The sequence below is a fragment of the Promicromonospora alba genome, from assembly GCF_042654905.1.
Lineage (GTDB): Bacteria > Actinomycetota > Actinomycetes > Actinomycetales > Cellulomonadaceae > Promicromonospora > Promicromonospora alba.
Genome location: NZ_JBHSFI010000003.1, coordinates 626634 through 646216, shown reverse-complemented (window position 1 = coordinate 646216; position 19583 = coordinate 626634). Strand labels below are relative to the sequence as shown.

The 19583-nt window shown below is 71.2% G+C and carries 19 protein-coding genes; 7 read left to right on the top strand and 12 right to left on the bottom strand.

Translation table 11 applies throughout. From position 1 onward, the window contains the following. The first annotated feature begins 42 nt into the window (after window positions 1-42). Window positions 43-1059: a coiled-coil domain-containing protein gene (locus tag ACFO6V_RS08075; protein WP_377134040.1), complete on the top strand. Its 1017-nt coding sequence runs from the start codon at window positions 43-45 to the stop codon at window positions 1057-1059. A gap of 84 nt (window positions 1060-1143) precedes the next feature. Here the strand turns inward: ACFO6V_RS08075 and ACFO6V_RS08070 are convergent, their stop codons facing one another. From ACFO6V_RS08070 to ACFO6V_RS08050, 5 genes are all read right to left on the bottom strand, one after another. Continuing rightward, on the bottom strand, window positions 1144-1827 hold the full coding sequence (locus ACFO6V_RS08070; RefSeq protein ID WP_377134038.1) for an SDR family NAD(P)-dependent oxidoreductase: 684 nt from the start codon (window positions 1825-1827) through the stop codon (window positions 1144-1146). 248 nt (window positions 1828-2075) lie between these two features. Next, window positions 2076-2843, bottom strand: coding sequence for an SDR family NAD(P)-dependent oxidoreductase (locus tag ACFO6V_RS08065; RefSeq protein WP_377134036.1), 768 nt, complete (start codon window positions 2841-2843; stop codon window positions 2076-2078). Further along, the gene (locus ACFO6V_RS08060; RefSeq protein WP_377134034.1) at window positions 2840-4030 is read right to left on the bottom strand and encodes an NAD(P)/FAD-dependent oxidoreductase; all 1191 of its coding nucleotides are present in this window, start codon (window positions 4028-4030) and stop codon (window positions 2840-2842) included. Before ACFO6V_RS08060 ends, ACFO6V_RS08065 begins: the two co-directional genes overlap by 4 nt. Further along, a complete protein-coding gene (locus ACFO6V_RS08055; RefSeq protein WP_377134032.1) occupies window positions 4027-4224 on the bottom strand; it encodes a ferredoxin in 198 nt (65 codons plus the stop codon). Before ACFO6V_RS08055 ends, ACFO6V_RS08060 begins: the two co-directional genes overlap by 4 nt. A gap of 43 nt (window positions 4225-4267) precedes the next feature. After that, window positions 4268-5473 (bottom strand): cytochrome P450, encoded by a 1206-nt coding sequence (locus tag ACFO6V_RS08050; RefSeq protein WP_377134029.1) that lies wholly within the window; start codon window positions 5471-5473, stop codon window positions 4268-4270. Window positions 5474-5641: 168 nt separating this feature from the next. On the opposite strand from ACFO6V_RS08050, the gene ACFO6V_RS08045 reads away from it, so the two are divergent. Then, the gene (locus ACFO6V_RS08045; protein WP_377134027.1) at window positions 5642-6295 is read left to right on the top strand and encodes a TetR/AcrR family transcriptional regulator; all 654 of its coding nucleotides are present in this window, start codon (window positions 5642-5644) and stop codon (window positions 6293-6295) included. Window positions 6296-6853: 558 nt separating this feature from the next. On the opposite strand, the gene ACFO6V_RS08040 is transcribed toward ACFO6V_RS08045, so the two are convergent. Next, a complete protein-coding gene (locus tag ACFO6V_RS08040) occupies window positions 6854-7042 on the bottom strand; it encodes a hypothetical protein (protein ID WP_377134024.1) in 189 nt (62 codons plus the stop codon). A 235-nt stretch (window positions 7043-7277) separates the two neighbouring features. Further along, window positions 7278-8741 (bottom strand): RNA-guided endonuclease TnpB family protein, encoded by a 1464-nt coding sequence (locus tag ACFO6V_RS08035; RefSeq protein WP_377134022.1) that lies wholly within the window; start codon window positions 8739-8741, stop codon window positions 7278-7280. Window positions 8742-8830: 89 nt separating this feature from the next. Between ACFO6V_RS08035 and ACFO6V_RS08030 the strand changes: the two genes are divergently transcribed. Then, window positions 8831-9196: a winged helix-turn-helix transcriptional regulator gene (locus ACFO6V_RS08030; protein WP_377134020.1), complete on the top strand. Its 366-nt coding sequence runs from the start codon at window positions 8831-8833 to the stop codon at window positions 9194-9196. Between the two features lie 73 nt (window positions 9197-9269). Here the strand turns inward: ACFO6V_RS08030 and ACFO6V_RS08025 are convergent, their stop codons facing one another. From ACFO6V_RS08025 to ACFO6V_RS08010, 4 genes are all read right to left on the bottom strand, one after another. Beyond that, entirely contained in the window at window positions 9270-10784 is a 1515-nt protein-coding gene (locus ACFO6V_RS08025) for a lipase maturation factor family protein (protein WP_377134018.1), read from the bottom strand. Between the two features lie 20 nt (window positions 10785-10804). Then, window positions 10805-11761, bottom strand: coding sequence for a TIGR03885 family FMN-dependent LLM class oxidoreductase (locus ACFO6V_RS08020; protein WP_377134016.1), 957 nt, complete (start codon window positions 11759-11761; stop codon window positions 10805-10807). After that, entirely contained in the window at window positions 11758-13473 is a 1716-nt protein-coding gene (locus tag ACFO6V_RS08015; RefSeq protein ID WP_377134014.1) for an alpha-amylase family protein, read from the bottom strand. The genes ACFO6V_RS08020 and ACFO6V_RS08015 overlap by 4 nt, the downstream gene beginning before the upstream one ends. A gap of 157 nt (window positions 13474-13630) precedes the next feature. Then, the gene (locus ACFO6V_RS08010) at window positions 13631-14629 is read right to left on the bottom strand and encodes a helix-turn-helix transcriptional regulator (protein WP_377134012.1); all 999 of its coding nucleotides are present in this window, start codon (window positions 14627-14629) and stop codon (window positions 13631-13633) included. A gap of 119 nt (window positions 14630-14748) precedes the next feature. On the opposite strand from ACFO6V_RS08010, the gene ACFO6V_RS08005 reads away from it, so the two are divergent. The 4 genes from ACFO6V_RS08005 to ACFO6V_RS07990 all read left to right on the top strand — a co-directional run bounded on the left by ACFO6V_RS08005 (window position 14749) and on the right by ACFO6V_RS07990 (window position 18649). Then, window positions 14749-15174: a VOC family protein gene (locus tag ACFO6V_RS08005; RefSeq protein WP_377134010.1), complete on the top strand. Its 426-nt coding sequence runs from the start codon at window positions 14749-14751 to the stop codon at window positions 15172-15174. A 92-nt stretch (window positions 15175-15266) separates the two neighbouring features. Next, complete coding sequence (locus ACFO6V_RS08000; protein WP_377134008.1) at window positions 15267-15908, top strand: cytochrome b; 642 nt, start codon at window positions 15267-15269, stop codon at window positions 15906-15908. A gap of 49 nt (window positions 15909-15957) precedes the next feature. Then, window positions 15958-17538 (top strand): peptide MFS transporter, encoded by a 1581-nt coding sequence (locus tag ACFO6V_RS07995; protein WP_377134006.1) that lies wholly within the window; start codon window positions 15958-15960, stop codon window positions 17536-17538. 55 nt (window positions 17539-17593) lie between these two features. After that, the gene (locus ACFO6V_RS07990; RefSeq protein ID WP_377134004.1) at window positions 17594-18649 is read left to right on the top strand and encodes a LacI family DNA-binding transcriptional regulator; all 1056 of its coding nucleotides are present in this window, start codon (window positions 17594-17596) and stop codon (window positions 18647-18649) included. A gap of 95 nt (window positions 18650-18744) precedes the next feature. On the opposite strand, the gene bglS is transcribed toward ACFO6V_RS07990, so the two are convergent. Continuing rightward, window positions 18745-19557: a beta-glucanase gene (gene bglS / locus ACFO6V_RS07985; RefSeq protein ID WP_377134002.1), complete on the bottom strand. Its 813-nt coding sequence runs from the start codon at window positions 19555-19557 to the stop codon at window positions 18745-18747. Window positions 19558-19583: the final 26 nt, after the last annotated feature.

Sequence of the window (19583 nt, the reverse complement as noted above, 5' to 3'; positions counted from 1 at the left end):
GGCGGTCGCGCGCGTCGTCCGTCGTCGTGCCACGGTAGGTGCGTGCCAGCGGACGATCAGTTCGATCTCGACACCGCCGTCGACGCGCTCTACGCGCGGCCTCTCGACGAGTTCATCGCCGCGCGCGACGCCGCCGTCCGACAGGCGACGGACAGCGGCGACCGCCTGGGTGCCGCGCGGGTCAAGCGACTGCGGAAACCGTCGGTCGCCGCCTGGGTGATCAACCAGGTCGCGCGGGAGCACCCCGACGAGATCGGGGCGCTCGCGTCGCTCGGCGACGAGCTGCGTGCCGCTACGCAGGACCGGGACCGCGCCCGGATCCGGGCGCTGGACCACCTGCGGCGTGAGCGCACCGACGCACTGGTCCGCGTGGTCCGTGAGGCGGGCGAGGTGGGCGGACGGTCCGTGTCGTCGGCCGTGCTCGACCGGATGACCGAGACGCTGACCGCTGCCGTGATGGATCCGGACGCTGCGGCAGTGGTCCGTGCTGGACGCCTCTCCCGGGCACTGCAGCACGTCGGGTTCGGGATCGTGGACGAGGAGGGCGAGGAGGCCGAGCTCGTCGAGCTGCGTCCCGCGACGTCGGAGGCCGGACGGTCGAAGGATGCCGGAGGACCGGAGGACGGGGAACGGCCGAAGGTGGCTGAGGCGTCGAAAGGGACTGGGGCGTCGAGAGCGGCTGGGCGGTCCAGGCCGAAGGAGACACCGGCCGCCGACAAGACCGATCCCGCGGAGGCGGACCTGGTCGCTGCGGAGCAGGCGGTCGAGGAGGCCTCCGCACGTGTCGACGAGCTGGAGGCGCGCCGCGACGAGGTTCGCGAGCGGCTTCGCACCGCAGACGAGGTGATCGAGCGCGGGGAAGGCGAGGTCGAGCGTCTCGACCGGGAGCTGGAGCGGCTCGCCGCCGAGCGGGACACGGTGAGCGAGGCCCTCGACGACGCTCGAGAGACGGCGGACGAGGCGCGCACGGACCTGGAGGCCCTCGAGGACGAGCTCGACGACGCCGTGGAACGTGCCGCCGAAGCCCGCCGCCGGCGCCGGGCGGCCCGCGGGCGGTAGGGGTGGCGTTGCGCGGTGTCCGGCTCCCAGATCGGAGCCGGACACCGCATGGGCGGCTCAACCTGGCGGCTCAACCAGGCGTGCTCAGGACGCGGGTTGTTCGCTGGGGAAGAAGACCTTCTCGACCTGGTCGTGCTGGGTGTGCAGCTCCCAGTACAGCGGCGCGATCTCTTCCGGTGCGGTGGCGCCCGGCTGGCGGCCGATCCACGCGCCGATCGCGATGTGGCCGACCTGTACTCCTCGGGGAGCGGCGGCGGCGTGCAGACCGTGGGCCCAGTTGCGCAGCCACGCCGCGGCAGGGGCGACGTTGCCGAACACGTCGTAACCGAGCTCCGGGCGCACGGACGAGGCACCGGTGGTGAACAGGATCGTGCCCGAGCCTCGGGCGAGCATCTCCGGAAGCACCTGGTTGACCGCCGCCACGGCACCGTGCACGTAGAAGTCGAGCTGGATCTGCACGTTGTCGTGAGTCAGCTCGGTGGAGGAAGCCATCGGCAGCGTCGAGTTGCCCGGCGAGTACTCGAGGACGTCGATCTGCCCGAATCGCTGCTTGACCGCCGCTAGGCCAGAGACGATCGACGGCCGGTCGAGCACGTCAGCGGCGAAGGCCGCCGCTTCGATGCCCTGGTCTGCCAGCTCAGCCACGACCGGGTCCAGCTTGGCTGGAGTACGCGACAGCAGCGCGACCTGGTGGCCTTCCTTGCCGAAGGCCTGGGCGATGGCGAGCCCCATTCCGGGACCGGCACCCACGATGGCGATGGTAGGCATGACTTCTCCTTCATTGAGAACAGGTTGGCGAACGGTGTCAGTTGCTGACGCGCAGCTCCTGCTGCGCGTAGTGCAGGTCATCGATCTGAGCGAGCATGAACTCCGCGAGGTCGGCCCTGGCGATGCGCGAGCCGACCCGGTCCCCGGATCCGGTCGCGGTGCGTACCTTGACACGTCTCGTTGACCATGGAGCGGGTGGTGGGGAACAACCGGAAAAGAGCGAAGATCGCGCCGCATGGGTGGCTGGGTCAGACGGCCGACCAGCCGTCGTCGACGGGGAGCACGGCGCCACTGATATTGCTCGCCGCGTCCGAGGCGAGGAACACGATGGCCGCGGCGACTTCCTCCGCCGCGGCTATTCGGCCCAGGTTCTCCTGGTAACGGCCTACGATCGAGGCGCCGTAGCCGTCGAACGTCACAGTGTCGGTGATGTGGGTCTGGGTGCCGCCGGGGGCGATGGCGTTGACGCGGATGCCACGGTCCCGGTACATGACCGCGGTCGACTTCGTCAGGCCGATGATCCCGTGCTTGGAGACGGTGTACGCGGTGCCGGCGGCGCTGCCGCGCAGGCCCGCCTCCGAGGCCGTGTTGACGATGGCGCCGTTGCCGCGGGCCAGCATGTGGGGCAGGGCGGCGCGGGTGAGCAGGAACGGGGCTGTCAGGTTGATGCGGATGACCCGATCCCATTCCGCGTCGCTCACGTCCGCGGTCGCGGCCATGTGGTCCATGATGCCCGCGTTGTTGACGAGCACGCCGAGGTTGCCGAAGGACTCGACCGCGGTGGTGATGACCTCCTCGGCCGTGGCCTGGTCGCTGAGGTCGCCGACGACCGTGCGGGCGGTGCCGCCGTTCGCCTCGATCTCCTTGGCGACGGCCTGGGCGCCGGCCGGGTCGATGTCCGCGACGAGAACCTTGGCTCCCAGGCTCGCGAACTGAAGCGCGGTGGCGCGTCCGATGCCGGACCCGGCGCCGGTGACGACGACGCCCCGCCCTTCGAAGTCGCTCGTGTAGCTCATGCTGCCGTTCCTTCCAGGAGGGATGTCGCGTGATGCCAGGGGCTGCGGGCGGCGATGGCCTGCTGCCAGGGGCGGAGGCTCCTGGGCGGTACGCCGACTGCCAGGACGCCGGTGAGACGGTCGCCGGTGCGGTAGACGGCGATGAACTGGCGTTCTTCGAGGCTGCCTTGGGCGATCCGCATCTCGTCGTGGCCGCGCAGGTTGCCGTAGGCGCGGATCTTCATGTCGTACTGGTCGGACCAGAAGTAGGGGACGGGCGCGAAGGGCCGCTGAGCGCCCAGGAGGTTGCGGGCGGCAGCCGTGCCCTGCTCAGCGGCGTTGGTGCGGTGCTCGATGCGCATCGAGGTGTCGAAGGTCGGGTTGTGCCAGCGGGCCACGTCTCCCGCGCCGTACACGCCGGGTGCGGCGGCGCAGAACTCGTCGCAGACCAGCCCGTCGTCGAGGGTGAGGCCGTTGCCGGCCAGCCACTCGGTGTTGGGCCGGGAGCCGATGGCCACCAGCACCGTGTCCGCCTCGATCACGCTGCCGTCGTCGAGGCGGACTCCGCCGGGGACGACCTCGCTGACCCCTGTCCCGGTGCGCAGGTCCACGCCGTGGTCGAGGTGGACCTGCGCGAGCATGCGGCCGACCTCCTCACCGACCCCGTGGGCCAGCGGGACGGGGGCAGGTTCCAGGAGGGTCACGTGGGTGCCCAGGCCGGCCGCCACCGACGCGGCCTCGGCGCCGAGGAACCCGGCGCCGACCACGGCCAGCGTGCAGCCGGGACCGAGGCGGTCCTTCAGGGCGAGCGCGTCGTCCAGGCTGCGCAGGACGTGGGCCGGTGTGCCGGGCAGGTGCCGGGGGCGGACTCCGGTGGCCACGATCAGTCCGTCGTACGGCACCTCCGTACCGTCGGCCAGCAGCACAGTGCGCTCGGCGACGTTCACACCGATGGCCTCGCGGCCGTAGCGGGTGTCCAGGTCGAGAGCGTCGAGGGTGGCCTCGGTGCGCAGAGGCAGTCGGTCCGCGGTCCAGGCGCCGGAGAGGATCTCCTTCGACAGGGGTGGGCGGTCGTAGGGGGCGTCGGGTTCGTCGCCGATGAGGGTCAAGGTGCCGGTGTGGCCCTCTCGGCGCAGGGTCTCGGCGGCGGCGAGCCCGGCCGCCGAAGCGCCGACGACGACCATGCGGCTGGTCGGGGTCGGGCTCACGACTCCACCAGGCGGATGGCGGCCGCGGGGCAGACGGTAGCGGACTCGCGGACGGCGTCGTGGAGCTCGGCCGGTGGGGTGTCGTCGAGGAGGACGACCAGACCGTCCTCGTCGCGTTGGTCGAAGACGTCGGGGGCGAGCAGTACGCACTGGCCCGACGCGACGCACTTGGGAACGTCGACCTCTACATGCATGATGCTTCTTCCCTGCTCTCGGTGGGGGATCGGGTGGTTGCCGTCACCAGGTGACGGGCAGCTCGCGGACGCCGTAGACGGCGGTGGCCTGCTTGAAGGCGATCTCCTCCATCGGCACGGCGATCTTCAGGCTGGGCAGCCGACGGAAGACCTCGGGTAGCACGATCTGGAGCTCGGCGCGTGCCAGCGGCTGGCCGAGGCACTGGTGGATGCCGTACCCGAAGGCCAGGTGCTGGCGGACGTTGGCGCGTTCCGGGTCCAGGTCGTCGGGGTTGGTGAAGAACTCCGGGTCGCGGTTGGCGACGTTGACGGGAATGATCACGCCCTCGCCCGCGTGGATGGTCACGCCGCCGATGGTGACGTCGTCGATGGCGGTGCGGCGCAGGCCGCCGTGCACGATGGTCAGGTAGCGCAGCAGCTCCTCGACCGTGCTCGCGACCTGGTCCGGTCCGCCGAGGATGTGTGGAATCTGGTCGGGGTTGTTCAGGAGGGTGATGGTGCTCAGCGCGATCATGTTCGCCGTCGTCTCGTGCCCGGCGAACAGTAGGAAGGCGCTCAGGTCGGCGGCGTCCTGGTCGGTGATGACGCCGTCGTCGGCCTGTGCGGCGAGCCGGGTGACCACGTCGTCGCCGGGGGTGGCGCGCTTGGTCCGCACGAGGCGCAGCAGATACTCGCCGAGGTTGGCGAACGCCCGGGCGGACTCCTCCCCCGTGGCATTCAGGTCTACGAACGTCCGCGACTGCTCCTGGAAGAACGGGTGTTCCTCGTAGGGGACGCCGAGCAGTTCGCAGATGACCAGGGAGGGAAGCGGCAGCGCGAAATGCTCCACGAAGTCGGCGGGGCCGCTCAGCTCGGTCAGGTCGGTGAGGAGTTCGTCGGTCAGGTGGGCGATGGCCGGGCGCAGCGCGTCGACGCGTTTGATCATGAACTCGCGGGTCAGGGTGCGCCGCATCGCCGCGTGGATGGGGTCGTCGTAGTTCTGGAAGAAGCCGCGCGGGCCCTGCTGGGCACCTTCATTGAAGGTGGGTGCGCCGGGGTGCGTCTGGTCGGTGCTGAACGCCGGGCTGCCCAGTACCGCCCGTGCGTCCTCCCAGCGGGTCACCAGCCACGGCGTGAGGCGCCCTTCCCACAGGGAGACGCGCGTGACGGGCTGTTCCTCACGCAGCTGCGCATACAGCGGCGGAGGGTCCAGGGGCGCGGCCTGCGGGCGGGTGAGCGTGAACGCGGGGACGGTTGGTGACGAGGTCATGACGGTGTCCTTTCCGGCATCGACTAACACTGTTAGCCGAACTGTAGGCTAACAGTGTTAGTCGACGCAATCGGAAGCCGGAGGACCGGGCCTGACGAAGCGCCGGCATCGTCAGAGGCAGGTCGTGGCCAGGGCCGGTAGGCTGCTGCGGACAGCGAGGAGGAGGCGATGAAGTCGCAGGTCAAGCGGGTGCCGAACGTGCGGGGCGAAGGCGAGCGGCTGCGGCAGGAGATCCTCGACGCGGCGACCCGCATCCTGGAGGAGGCGGGACGCGAGGACGCCCTCTCCCTGCGAGGGGTTGCCCGCGAGGTCGGAATCTCCGCACCCAGCGTCTACCGGCACTTCAAGGACAAGGCCGACCTGGTCTCCACCGTCCTCGACGCCACCTACCGCGCACTGGCCGTCGCGATGAGCGAGGCCAGCGAGTCGGCCGCCACGGCGGGCGCGGACCCACGGGCGCGCGTGCAGGCCACCGTCACGGCCTACCGCAGGTTCGCCATCGAAAAACCCCACCGCTACCGGCTGATGTTCAGCTTGGAATACGAGCCCGAGCGCCTCCCCTCGGCCGACAACCCCATCGAAACCGTGCTCCAGGCGTGGACCGAGACGGCTGACGCCTACCTCGCCGAAGCGGCCCCCGACCGTCGAGCGGAGGCGCGGGACCTAGGCATCCACCTGTGGACCGCCCTGCACGGCCAGCTCGTCCTGTGGCGCACCCTGCCGAGCCCCGTCGCCGGCAGCGAAGCCATCCTGATCGAGCTGGAAGAGTCCTTGCTGCGACACCTGCTCCCCACACCGGACGCTCCAAGCTCCACCGGGTGACAGGCTGGGGACGCTTCCTGCTCGCCGATGGTGGACGGGAGCGCCCGGACGCTCGTTGAGCGGTCGGTATGCCGATCAGGATGTCGGCAAGCTGCGATCCCTAACTCGACAGACCCCACTGTCGCCGGGCTCGCAACGCGGGTGGAGATGGAGCTCGAGTTCGTTGCGGCCACGGAACCAAGGGCATCACCATGCACTGGACCGGCGAGCCCACTACCGACACGACGGCCGGTGCCCTGCTGGAGACCGGGTGGGCGTTCACCGACGCCTACGGTCACCGCATCCGCCTACCCGAAGCCATCGAAGCCCAACCCCCACGCCCACCCGCCGAAGTCGCCTGACCGAGCCCAGCCGCCCGACCGAGCCCAGCCATCCGACCGAGCCCAGCCATCCACCCGACCGACCTGACCGACTCGACGGACCAGTGCCAAGCCCCGGACGGGCGGATCCCGCGCGCCGGACCCGCCCGCCGCAATCGCCAAACGGTGGCCGCAACGGCCTGGTCTTCGTCGGCCCGGTTCCAGAGAACACGGCTCGAACCCGAGGGGCGAACCCGGACTACACAGTGATGGCGTCCGCCACGATCTCGCGCTCGGAGACAGCGGCGATCCGCCAGACGGCGTCGGCCAGGTCGTCGGGGTCGAGGGTCGTGGTGGGAAGGTCCAGGCCGGGTGTGCCGTCGGCGTTCGCGGGCAGGGAGGTCAGCATGCGGTGGATGTCGCCCCGTTCGATGAGTCCGCCGACCACCAGAGAGCCGACGTGGACGCCGTCGGGCGCGGCGGCCTCGGCGAGAGTCAGGGCATAGGTGCGCAGGGCGGCCGACGCCGGCGCGAACGGTCCGAGGAACGGCAGCGGGACCAGCGCGCTGAGCCCCGCGACGTAGACGATCGCGCCGCTGCCGCGCTCGAAGGCACTTTCATGTCACAGCGTGTCTGTGAACGGTGATGTTCACGGGCACCGCCCTTCTCGGGCGTCCCTCGGTTCAGGCCGCGGGAGCGGTCTGGACCGGGGTTCCTGCGTCGTCCGGGCTGGTTCCACCCACACGAGCGTGTGGGCCAGTGCCGTCCCGTCGGCAGGCCTTGATGTCGGGGCCGGCTGCTTGACGGTCCCCGTCCTGGGCTTCACCACGGGTGTGGCCCTCGGCCCAGGCGGCGAGGTTGGCGGCGGCATTCAGGTCCCGGTCCAACACCAGACCGCAGTGACCGCATGTGTAGGTGCGGTCGCTGAGGGTCAGGTCGGACTTGACCTGACCACAGCCTGAGCAGGTCTTGGACGACGCGAACCACCGGTCCGCGACCACGACCTGCCCGTTACGCCACTTCTGCTTGTAGGTGATCTGGCGGGCCAGCTCACCCCACGCGGCATCGCCGACGGCTCGGGCGAGTCTGCGATTGGACATGATGCCGATGATGTTCAGGTCTTCCAGGACCAGCCGGTCGTGGCTCTTGACCAGCTGGTTGGAGACCTGGTGCAGGAAGTGCTGCCGGGTGTCCCGCACCCGGAGATGATGCCTCGCCAGGCGCATACGCGCCGAGCGCTGGTTGGCGGACCCGCGCTTCTTGCGCGAGACCGCACGTGCCAGACGCCGCTGCCGCCGCAGGCCCGCGGCCAGCGTCTTAGGAGCCTCGACTCGTAGGGTCTCGGTTCCGTTGCGGGTTCCGGCGACGACCAGGGCGTGCAGCCCGCGGTCGACACCTGCCCAGCCCGTCTTGTCGTCGGTCCGTCGGGCGGGATGCTGGACGGCGAGGTGCAGGTCAGCGGCCTCCACAGTGATCGAGACCCACCACCTACGGACCCCACGGGTGACGGTGGCCTGCAGGATCCGGGCGCGGTCCGTGGCGATCATCCGGCGCAGGCGGCGGGTGTCCTCCTGGACCCTGATGCTGCCGAGCTTCGGCAAGGTCACCGACCGTGGACGGTCTCCGGTTCCGACGCGGATCGAGGACCAGGTGGCCTTGGTCTTGTTCCGCATCCGGAACGACCCGCCCGTGTGGGTCTTCTTCTTGAAACGTGGGTGCCCGACCGGGCGGCCCGTGCGTTTCCCGGACCGGGACGCGGTCCATGCGGCCAGGGCGCGGCCGAGGTCGACGGCGGCTTCCTCAAAGACTTCGGAGGACACCTCAGCCCGCCAGGGCAGCCCGGTCACCTCAACCTCGGTGCTCCCGTCACTGACGACGAGGAACCGCCGTCCCGCGTCTTCCGACCGCTTCCACTGGTTGAACGCGTTGATCAGAGCGAACCGCGACCACGGAACCGCGTCATGGGCTCGGTCCACGGCATCAGGGCCGGCACGACTACTGAGGGCGCGGTGGTGTTCGCGGGCGTCCAGGTGCAGCCGCAGGCACTGGTTGTACGCAAAGCGGGCCGCACCCACATGGCGGGCGAGCGCCATCGTCTGCTCGACCGTGGGGTCGAGGCGGAACCGGAAGGTGGTGTGCCGAGCCATGACCCGAACGCTAGACCGAGACACCGACATCGACCCGAACGAGCACACAATGCCCAATTCAAGACACGTTCTCAGATGGGAACACCGGTGTGCCCCACATCGTCGCCGCCGCCGTCAGCGCCGGGCTGCCGGGAAAGGTCCCGGTCGCGGACTACGAAGCGTGCCCGGTCACGCACGCGGTCCGGATGCTGGGCGACAAGTGGACGCTGCTCGTCCTGATGCTGCTCGCCGAGCGTGCGCACCGGTTCAACGAGCTCCACCGGCGGGTGGACGGGATCAGCCAGCGGATGCTGACGCGCACCCTCCGGACGCTGGAGGACGACGGGCTCGTCGTCCGGACCGTGTTCCCGACGATCCCGCCGGGCGTCGAGTACGGCCTCACGGCGCGGGGTCGTGAGCTGCTGGTCCCGCTGTCCGCCCTGGCCGACTGGGTGGTGCGGGACAGCGCGGCGTAGGCCGGGCGGATTGGTGGTGCGGGACAGCGCGGCGTAGGCCGGGCGGGCGGCGGTCGTCAGCCGGCGGCGGTCGTTACGCGGCCGGCAGGCGCACCGGGTCCACCGCGAGCTGGAGCCGCTCCCGGACCCACCAGTCGCCGGTGCGGCGCCGCTCCTCCGGCGTCGTGTACCGGTAGCGGTGCAGGACCGCCCGGACGGCGCGCGGCGGCCGACCGTCGAACGGGTCGCGGCGCAGCAGACGCAGCGTCTCGGGGTCGGCCTCCAGCAGCCGGCGCAGGAACACCGTGAACCACCGCGCGGAGTGGCCCAGCGGCAGGAACCACATGAGCCAGTCCAGGCGCAGGTGATAGGGCGCGACCTGCGGCGGACGCCGGCCGACCGGGCCGGGCTTTCCCCGGAACTCGTACTCGACCCAGTCGTCGGGCCCGGGATTGTCCGTGAGGGTGCCCTCCACGGTGATCTCGTCGCGACGCCGGGTGATCGAGCCGAACGCCCCGTAGGCGTTGACCAGCCGGAACGGCTCGAAGCTCGCGTTCATCCGCTGGTGGCGGGAGGCGAGGTTGAGGGCCGGCCGGACCGACAGCGCCAGGAGCAGCAGGGCCACGGCGCTGACCACGACCACGAAGTCGAGCGGTGCGGCGGGTGCGGCGGCGGCCCCAGCGGACGAGGCAGCCCCGGCGGACGACGACGCCGGCGCCCCGCCGCCGTCGGGCAGCCCGAGCAGGCCGCCCAGCCAGGCCCACGTACCGTCGTCGACCACGCCGAGCGACAGGACGATGGTGGCCCAGTTGAGCCAGGCGAAGTTCCCGGTCAGCACCAGCCAGCCCTGGGTGAGGACGAACGCCAGGGCGGCGACCGACGGGAACGGCTGCGGGAGCAGCAGCAGCCACGGCAGGAGCAGCTGGGTGACGTGGCTGCCGGCGACCTCGACCCGGTGCCACCAGCGCGGCAGGTGGTGGGCGTGCCAGGAGAACGGGCCCGGTAGCGGCTGCGTCTCGTGGTGGTAGTTCAGGGCGGTGAGGTCGCGCCAGGCCGTGTCGCCGCGCCACTTGATCAGGCCGGCGCCGAGCTCCAGCCGGAACAGCAGCCAGCGCACCGCGAAGATCATCAGGAGAGGCGTGCCCACGGCGTCGGACCCCAGGAACGCCACGAGGAATCCCGCCTCGCACAGCAGGGTCTCCCAGCCGAAGGCGTAGAAGGTCTGCCCCACGTTCACGAGCGACAGGTAGAGCCACCACAGCGCGAGGAACACGAGCGCCGGCACCCACCAGGGACCGGCCTGCGGCAGCCCGACGACGACGCTCGCGCCCAGCAGCATGCCGCACCAGTCGACCGCCACGAGCAGCCGGTCGGAGTAGCGCAGGCCACGCAGCCGGAACAGGGAGGGCCCGTCGCGCCAGTGCGTGCGTGCGATGAACCTCGGGACGGGCTGGAGGCCGCGTTCCCCGAGCAGTGGCCGGAACTGACGCAGCGCGCCGAAGAAGGCGAGCGCGTACAGCGCGCCGAAGCCACGCTGGAGCAGCGTGCGCGCTACGTCGTAGTCCGCGCTCGACCACCAGCCGAGCCAGTCGGGCAGTGTGCCTGCCATATGGTCACGCTAACGGACGGTCAGCGCAGCGCCGGCAGCACGTGCTCCCCGAACGCCTCGATGAACGCGTCCTGCTGCTTGCCCACGTGGTGCAGGTAGAGGCGGTCGGCGCCGGCGTCGCGCAGGGCGGCCAGGCGCGCGGTCAGCTCACCGAGGTCAGCGGAGACCAGCACGGCGCGCCGGACGTCGGCGACATCAACGTCCGCGGCCAGGGCGTCGAACTCCGCGGTCGTTGCGGTGTCTGCGGCGACCTCGGGCGGGCCGGTGAGCGTGCGCCACTGGTCCAGCGCCGTCGCCTCGGCCTCCGCCTCGGTGGGCGCCCACGAGAGGTGCACCTGGACGGCGATCTCGCCCTGGCCCCCGGCCTCCCGGTACGTCTCGATCATCTGCCGCAGCTCCTCGACCGGCTTGTTCACGGTGACCAGGCCGTCCGCCCACGGGGCGTGCCGGCGCGCGGTAGCGACGGTGAGGGCCGGGAGGATCAGGAGCGGCATGATCTCCGGCAGTGTCCAGAGCCGGGCCCGACGCGCGACGACCAGACCCGTGTGGTCCACCTCCTCGCCGCGCAGGAGTGCCCGGATGACCTGCACGCACTCCGCCAGCCGGGCGTCGCGCTCGGGCTTGGGCGGCCACGGGTCACCGGTCACGTGCTCGTTCAGGTTCTCTCCCGAGGCGAGGGCGACCCAGAGCCGCCCCGGGTACATCGCCCCGAGGGTCGCGATCGCCTGCGCGACGATCACCGGGTGGTAGCGCTGGCCTGGCGCGCACACGGTGCCGAAGGACAGCTGTGTGGTGGCGAGCGCGGCGCCGAGCCAGGACCACGAGAGCCCGGACTCGCCCTGCCGCTCGCTCCACGGCGCGACATGGTCGGAGCACATCCCGGCGTCGAAGCCGGCGTCCTGCGCGAGCCGGGCCACGCGGAGCCCCTCGGCGGGGTGGAGCTGCTCGTGGGAGACGTGGAAGCCGACGACGGTCATCGCTTCTTCTCACCCTTGGCAGCGACACGCTCCGGGTCCCCGCCCGCCGGCTCCACCGCCGGGTCGTCCACCGCGCCGCCGTCGACCGTGCGCCGCAGCCACCGGTAGCCGTACCCGGCGATGGGGATGCGTCCGTCTGTCTCGACGGGCGGGTAGTCCTGGTCCACGTGCACGTCGACGTAGCGTGCGAGGCCTGCCTCGAGCGCCGAGGCCTCGTCGGCGGGCAGCTTCGCGACGACGTCCTCGTCCGCGAGGTTGGCGATCAGGAGCACGCTGGACTCCGCGACCTGGTAGCGCAGCGCCAGGACCGACGAGACCCCCAGGTCCCACGGTTCCGGGCGGACCCGGCCGAGCTCGCTCAGCCCCAGCCGGGCGCGCACCAGCCCGCCCACCCGGTGCAGCAGCGAGCCGTCGCGCACGTTCTGCTCGTCCACGCTCACGTGCTCGGGACCGTAGGGACCGGTGACCACGGGCGCCTGGAACTGGTCCGACGGGGCGTTCGAGAAGCCCGCCGTCGGTGTGTTCGACCACTGCATGGGGGTGCGGACGGCCTCGCGCTCCGGCCGGTCGAGGTCGTCGCCCATCCCGATCTCGTCGCCGTACCGCAGCACCGGCGGCCCGGGCAGGGACAGCGTGACGGCGTGCGCCAGGGCGATGCGGCGCGGGTCGCCGTCGAGCATGGGGGCAAGGCGCCGCCGGATGCCGCGGCCGTAGACCCGCATCGAGTCCTCGGGGGCGAAGGTGTCGAGCACCTCCGTGCGCTCGTCCTCCGCGAGCCGGACCAGGTTCAGCTCGTCGTTGTTGCGCAGCCAGTGCGCGTACGTGGCGCCGTCCGGGGGTGCGGCCTGGTGACGCAGCGCCCGTTCCAGCGGCTCGGCCTGGCCCCGGGCCAGGGCGAGGAAGAGGTGGTTGTTCGTCCAGAAGTCGAGCAGCATCGTCATGCCCTGGCCGTCGGACCCGAAGTACTGGGCGGCCTCGGCCGGTGCCTCGTCCACCTCGCCGAGCAGGACGGCACCCGTGCGCTGCCCGGTCACGGCGGCCCGCATGTCGCGCACGAGCCACTGGCCGTCGGTGTCGGGGCGGGCGGCGCGGGCCCGTTCGAGCATCATCGGCATGGCGTCCACCCGGAAACCCGAGACGCCCATGCGCAGCCAGAACGCGACGATGCGGTACAGCTCGTCCCGGACGCGCGGGTTGTCGAGCGCGAGGTCCGGCTCGTGCGCGTAGAAGGCGTGCCGGTAGAACTGCTGCGCCTCGTCGTCCCAGGTCCACGTCTTGGGCTCGACGTCGGGGAACATCGGCTTGATGTCGTCGTTCGGCTCGTCGGCCCAGATGTAGTAGTCGCGGTACGGCGAGTTCCGGTCCTGCCGCGCCTCCTGGAACCAGCGGTGCTGGTCGGAGGTGTGCTGGGCGATCAGCTCCACCAGGACGTGCAGGCCGAGGTCCTCGGCGGCCTCGAGCAGGTGGGCCATGTCGGCCAGGTCGCCCAGCCGCGGGTCGATCGCGAGGTGGTCGACGACGTCGTAGCCGCCGTCCCGGAAGGGCGAGGCGTAGAACGGCAGCAGCCACACGCACGTGGCGCCGAGCCCGCGCAGGTAGTGCAGGCGTTCGGTGATGCCGCGCAGGTCGCCCCAGCCGTCGTCGTTGGAGTCGGCGTAGAGGCGGGGGTCGAGCTGGTAGATGATCGCGTCGGAGTACCAGGAAGAGCGCATGGTCACCTCGGGCTCGGGAGGTCACGGTCCTGAGGTCATAGGTCCTCAGGTCACGGCGGCCGGGGCTGGACCGCTGACTTCTCGCACCGTGTCACATGTCCGGTTTGCTCGCACGTGGCTGGTGGCTGGTGGCTGGTGGCGCGCGGTGCTCGGCTCGTCAGGCCGGCGACGCGGTCGCGGCGAAGCGGGCGGCCAGCAGCCCGAACGCCTCCTTGAGCTCTGGCGGTCCGACGACCTCGACGTCGGCGTCGAACCGGCCGAGCGTGGCGGCCAGCGCCACCCAGGACCAGGAGCCGAACTCCAGCCCGCACCGGTCCGGGCCCAGGTCCTCGACGGTGCCGTCCCCGGCGAACGGGAGGACGGCGGCGGCCGGCAGGTGGATGACGACCCGGCCCGTGCAGGGCCAGGCGTCCGCGATCTCGGATCCCTTGCTCTCGGAACCTTTGAAGCGGACCGACACGAAGTCGCGCACGCTGCCGCCCGGGACCTCGCGCGGGGTGAAGCGAGGCCCGTTCGGGGTGCGCGGGCTGATCCGGTCGGCGCGGAAGATACGCCAGTCGTCGTGGTCCAGGTCCCAGGCGACGAGGTACCAGCGGCCGCGCGACATGACGACATGGTGCGGTTCGACACGACGCGGTTCGACACGGCTCGGTTCGACACGGCTCGCGTAGTCGAATCGCAGCACCTCATGGGCGCGGGCGGCCGTGGACAGCGTCAGCAGCACGTCGGGAGACACCGGCGCCGTGGCTTCCGGTGTGCTGCCGGGGATCGCGGTGAACCGGACGGCGTCGACCCGGTGTCGCAGGCGCGACGGCATGACCTGCCGCACCGTGGTCAGGGCGCGCACCGCTGCCTCCTCGATGCCCGCGCCCGCGACACCGGCCGCCTGCAGCGCGACGGCGAGGGCGATCGCCTGGTCGTCGTCGAACAGGAGCGGGGGGAGCTCCGAGCCGGCGTCGAGGTGGTAGCCGCCGTCGGGCCCCATCGTCGCCTGGATCCGATAGCCCATCTCCCTGAGCCGGTCGACGTCGCGCCGGACCGTGCGGTGGCTGATGCCCAGGCGATCGGCGAGAACCTGCCCCGGCCAGTCCCGGCGCGTCTGCAGCAGGGACAGCAGGGCGAGCAGCCGCGAGGTGGTGGTGGTCGTCGGGGTCACGGTCCGAGACTACGGAGAGTAGAGGACCTTCTCTGTCCTCGACTGTCGCCAGAGTGGGACGTGCCGGGAAGCGCCCGGCGCAGGCACCAGCTGCCAGGCACAGACTGCAAGGAGCAGACATGTCCATCAACACCACCCCGCACCTCAACTTCCGTGGCGACGCCCGGGCGGCGCTGGAGTTCTACCAGTCGGTCTTCGGCGGTTCGCTGGCCGTCGTCACGTACGCGGACGGCCACAACGTGACGGACCCCGCCGAGGCCGACCAGATCATGTGGGGCCAGGTCACGTCCGACGAGGGCTTCCGGGTGATGGCCTACGACGTCCCCGCCCACACCGCCTACGAACCGGGCGTGATCCCGCTGTTCGTCTCGGTCCGGAGCACCGACGCGGAGGAGATCTCCCGGTACTGGAAGCGGCTCGCCGATGGGTCGACGGTCGTCGTCCCGCTGGCCGAGGCAGCCTGGGCTCCGCTGTACGGCATGGTCAGGGACCGGTTCGGTGTGACCTGGGTGTTCGACGTGGAGGTGGCCTGGAGCGCCTCCTGAGCTGATGACCTGAGCTGATGACCTGAGCTGATGACACGGGTGGTGCGCGGCAGGGCTGGACGGCACGGCTGATCTGCGGTGGGGTAACGCCCATGAGGTGGCGCAACGGCGAGCTCGGCTACGGGATCGTCACGAAGGTCCTGCACTGGTCGACGGTGGCGCTGCTCCTGGCCCAGTTCGCCGTCGGCTACATGATGGACGACAAGGCCGACGTGCCCGCCGTCGACTGCGACCCTCCGGGCGAGGACCGCAGCGGCGGCGACACGTCGGACGCCGAGGAGCAGCGCCTCGACGAGCTCGAGGACCGGTGCGAGCAGGCGCAGGAGGTCCGCGAGGAGGATGCGGAGGACGCCGTCGGCTCGGCCTGGTCCGACCTCTGGGCGGGTGACCTGCCCGGCGACCCAGCCGGCGGCGTCCTCACGCTCGCCGGCTGGCACGTCCTGCTCGGCCTCGCGATCATCGCGATCGGCATCGCCCGCGTCGTGTGGCGCCGCGCGACGACGCTGCCGCCCTGGGACCCGCGGCTCACCCGGACCGACCGCAAGGTGCTGCACCGGGCCGAGCAGACCCTGCTCGCGCTGCTCTTCGTCGTCCCGGCGACCGGTATCGCGCTCGTGGTCGGCAGCAGCGACCTCGTGCCGCTCCACATCGCCGCGCACATCTGCTTCTACGTCGCGCTGGCGGTGCACGTCGGCGTCGTCGTCCGGCGCCGGGTCGTCGGCCGCATGCTCTGACATGACGCTCTGAGGTGCGCACCTCTCGTAACCCGATGACGATCGGGTGATGAGCACCGGCCCCACAGGCTCCGCGCCGCCACCCCCTGAATCCCTGCCTCCCGGATCCCCGCCCGAATCCCCTTCCGGACCGTCTCCGGCCGCCGCGCTCGCGGGTGACCGCCGGTTCTTCGGGCATCCGCTCGGCCTGATGACGCTGTTCACCACCGAGCTGTGGGAGCGGTTCAGCTACTACGGCATGCGCGCGATCCTGGTCTACTACCTGACCGACACCATCGCCGACGGCGGCCTGGGGCTCGACCAGACGCTCGGCGAAGCGATCGTCTCGATCTACGGCACGGGTGTCTACCTGCTCTCGGTGGTCGGTGGCTGGCTCGCGGACCGCGTGATCGGCGCACGGCGGTCCACGCTCTACGGCGGCGTCATCATCGCCGCGGGGCACGTCCTGCTGGCGATCCCCGCGGCCGGGTTCTCCTACCTCGGCATCGTGCTGGTCGCGCTCGGCACCGGCCTGCTCAAGCCGAACGTCTCCTCGATGGTCGGCTCCCTCTACCGCAGGGACGACCCCAAGCGCGAGGCCGCGTTCCAGATCTTCTACATGGGCATCAACATCGGCTCGCTCTTCTCGCCGATCGTCGTCGGCGCCGTCCGCGCCGCCTGGGGCTACCACGCCGGGTTCTCCGTCGCCGCGTTCGGGATGGCGTTCGCGCTCGTGTTCTTCGTGCTGGGCCGCAAGAACCTGCACGGCGCCGGCGACGACGTACCGAACCCCGTCCGGCCCGAGGAGCGCCCCGCCGTCGCGCGGATGTTCGTCAGCATCCTGGCCGCCGTCGGCCTCGTGTACCTCGTGGCGCGGCTCGTCTCGGGGGAGTGGGGCGTGTACGCCCTCATCGACACCCTCAGCTACGTCGCGTTCCTCGCGCCCGTCGTGTTCTTCGTCGTCATGTACCGATCGCCCCGCGTGACCGACGCCGAACGCCCCCGCCTGCTCGCCTACATCCCGCTGTTCGTCGCCGCGATGCTCTTCTTCATGATCTTCGAGCAGGCGGCCACCACGCTCGCGACCTTCGCGGCGGACCGGACGTCACGCGAGGTGCTCGGCCTCACCGTCAGCCCCGAGTTCTTCCAGTCCGTGAACCCCGCCTCGATCATCATCCTCGCGCCGGTCTTCGCCTGGCTCTGGGTCCGGACCAAGGACCGCCCGCCCACGCCGTACAAGTTCGCCATCGGCCTGGCGCTCGCGGCCGTGTCGTTCCTCGTGCTGGCGGCGGCCTCGGCGATGGCGGGCGACGGCCTGACGCCGGGCTGGGTGCTCGTGTCCGTGTTCGTGATCCAGACGCTCGGCGAGCTGTGCCTGTCGCCCGTGGGACTGGCCGCGACGACGCTGCTCGCGCCGCGCGCCTACCAGGGGCAGGCGATGGCCCTCTGGTTCCTGGCGCCCGCCGCCGGGCAGGCGATCACCGCGCAGCTCGTCCAGGCCACTGCCGGGGCGTCCGACACCGTGTACTTCGGCGGCATCGGCGTCGTCGCGCTCGTCTTCGCCGGCCTGCTCGCGCTGCTCGGCCCGTGGGTCACGCGGCACGTGCGCCTGGCCGACCGGATGGAGGGTGTGCGCACGGCGGGGGACTGAGCGGCGAGAGCGTGTGCGGAGACCAGGAGCCGGACGACGGCACTAGGCTTGCCGGATGCTAGACCCCATGACCACCGGCCCGGGCCGAGCGCCGAAGGTGCCCACGCTCGAGGAGGTCGCCCGGCGGGCAGGGGTCTCGCGTTCCGTGGCGTCCCGCGCGATGAACAACGCCCGCAACGTGAGCCCGGCGAAGCGCGAGGCGGTCGCCCGCGCGGCGAGCGAGCTCGGCTACGTCCCCAACGCGACGGCGCGTGCCCTGGCGACGAGCACCGGCGGGTCGGTGGTGCTCGCGATCTCCAACGACGACCCCGCGCTGTTCGGGGACCCGTTCTTCTCGCAGGTCCTCGTCGGCGTGGCCGCGGCGCTGGACCGGTCGGAGCTCGACCTCACGCTCATGCTGGCGTCCTCGCAGCGGGCCCAGGCCCGGCTCGAACGGCTGCTGCGGTCCCGTCGTTCCGACGGGGTGATGCTCATGGCCCTGCGCGGCGACGACCCGCTGAACCGCGTCGCGGCGGCGACCGAGCTGCCGGTGGTCATCGGTGGCCGGCCGCTGCACGGCGAGGCCCGCTGGTACGTCGACGTCGACAACCGGGGCGGGGCCCGTTCGGCCACCGAGCACCTGCTGAGCTCCGGATGCCGGCGCATCGCGACGATCGCCGGTCCTACGGACCTGCAGGCGGCGGTCGCCCGGTACCAGGGGTTCGCGGATGCCATGGCGGTGGGAGGGCAGCCGGCCGACCGGGTGGAGCACGCCGACTTCAGCTTCGAGGACGGCGCCAGGGCCATGACCCGGCTCCTCGACGCGTACCCCGACCTCGACGGCGTCTTCGCGGCGTCGGACAACATGGCCGCGGGCGCCCTGCGCGCCCTCAAGGAGGCGGGGCGCCGCGTCCCTGAGGACGTGGCGGTGGTGGGGTTCGACGACCTGGAGATCGCGCGCCGCACGGAGCCGGCGCTCACCACGGTCAGCCAGCCGATCCGTGGCCTCGGCCAGGAGATGGCGACGATGCTGGTGCGCCTGATCGACGGCGAGTCGCCGACCCCGGTCATCCTGCCCACGCGCCTGGTGGTGCGGGGATCGGCGCCCGGTGGGGCACCTGGTCACGACTGAGTCGTGCATGAGACACCGGCGGGAGGGGTTGGGACGTCACCCTCCCGCCGGGCGTTTTCGAGGTCAGTACCAGTTCGAGATCAGTGTGCTCGAGCTCAGTACTGCGTGTACCGGACCCAGTCGTAGGTGGCGGTCTTCTGACCGGTGTAGTTGAACGGCCCGAGCCAGCCGTCGACCCCGGTCCCCGGCCACAGGTTCATCATGATGCGCTGCGGACGTGTCGGGAGCGCACCGCGTGAGCCGTTCTCCTCGTGCACCTGGCGACCGTCGACGAACCACTTGATGTTGCCGTTCCGCCACTCGATGGCGTAGTTGTGGTACCCGGCCGCGGCGTCGAAGCCGAGGTTGATGACGGCCTCGTGCCCGCCGGTCCCGTTGGTGAAGTAGTTGGTCTGCATCTGCCAGGTGTTCTTGCCGAGGATCTCGACGTCGATCTCGTCCCACGGCTGGCCGTCGCTCGGCCCGGTGTAGGTGAAGAACGAGGAGACGAGCCCGGATCCGGACGCCGCCTTCATCCGGACCTCGTAGCGCCCGTAGGAGTACAGCTCGTTGGTGCGGTACTCCCCGGAGGCGTACGGCTTGTTCGAGCAGCCGCCCGGGCACGGGGTGTTGTTCAGGTTCAGGCCCAGGACGCCGCCGCTGTGCCAGACGTGGTCGGCGCGCCAGCCGGCGTTGAACATGCCGCCGTTGCTCCACCCGTCGGCCTTGTTCCAGCGCCCGCCGTTGTGCGAGTCGAAGTTGTCGGTGAAGCTGCCGCCGACGGCGGCGGCAGGGGGCGTGAGTCCCGGCGTCGCCGAGAGCCCGAACAGCAGGCCCAGGGCCAGAGCGGGAGCCAGGCCGAGGAGCCGGCGGCGTGAGCGTGCGGTGGAGCGGGGCTGCGTCGTCGTTGATCGCATGGTTGATCGCATGAGTACCTCCATTGGTACCGGTGGGT

Coding starts and splice junctions, on each gene's coding strand:
- ACFO6V_RS08025 (WP_377134018.1), bottom strand. CDS start 10,784: ATGGCAGGCACACTGCCCGACTGGCTCGGCTGGTGGTCGAGCGCGGAC.
- ACFO6V_RS08065 (WP_377134036.1), bottom strand. CDS start 2,843: ATGAGCTACACGAGCGACTTCGAAGGGCGGGGCGTCGTCGTCACCGGC.
- ACFO6V_RS08000 (WP_377134008.1), top strand. CDS start 15,267: ATGAGGTGGCGCAACGGCGAGCTCGGCTACGGGATCGTCACGAAGGTC.
- ACFO6V_RS08050 (WP_377134029.1), bottom strand. CDS start 5,473: ATGACCTCGTCACCAACCGTCCCCGCGTTCACGCTCACCCGCCCGCAG.
- ACFO6V_RS08015 (WP_377134014.1), bottom strand. CDS start 13,473: ATGCGCTCTTCCTGGTACTCCGACGCGATCATCTACCAGCTCGACCCC.
- ACFO6V_RS08055 (WP_377134032.1), bottom strand. CDS start 4,224: ATGCATGTAGAGGTCGACGTTCCCAAGTGCGTCGCGTCGGGCCAGTGC.
- bglS (WP_377134002.1), bottom strand. CDS start 19,557: ATGCGATCAACCATGCGATCAACGACGACGCAGCCCCGCTCCACCGCA.
- ACFO6V_RS08070 (WP_377134038.1), bottom strand. CDS start 1,827: ATGCCTACCATCGCCATCGTGGGTGCCGGTCCCGGAATGGGGCTCGCC.
- ACFO6V_RS08020 (WP_377134016.1), bottom strand. CDS start 11,761: ATGACCGTCGTCGGCTTCCACGTCTCCCACGAGCAGCTCCACCCCGCC.
- ACFO6V_RS08005 (WP_377134010.1), top strand. CDS start 14,749: ATGTCCATCAACACCACCCCGCACCTCAACTTCCGTGGCGACGCCCGG.
- ACFO6V_RS08045 (WP_377134027.1), top strand. CDS start 5,642: ATGAAGTCGCAGGTCAAGCGGGTGCCGAACGTGCGGGGCGAAGGCGAG.
- ACFO6V_RS08035 (WP_377134022.1), bottom strand. CDS start 8,741: ATGGCTCGGCACACCACCTTCCGGTTCCGCCTCGACCCCACGGTCGAG.
- ACFO6V_RS07990 (WP_377134004.1), top strand. CDS start 17,594: ATGCTAGACCCCATGACCACCGGCCCGGGCCGAGCGCCGAAGGTGCCC.
- ACFO6V_RS07995 (WP_377134006.1), top strand. CDS start 15,958: ATGAGCACCGGCCCCACAGGCTCCGCGCCGCCACCCCCTGAATCCCTG.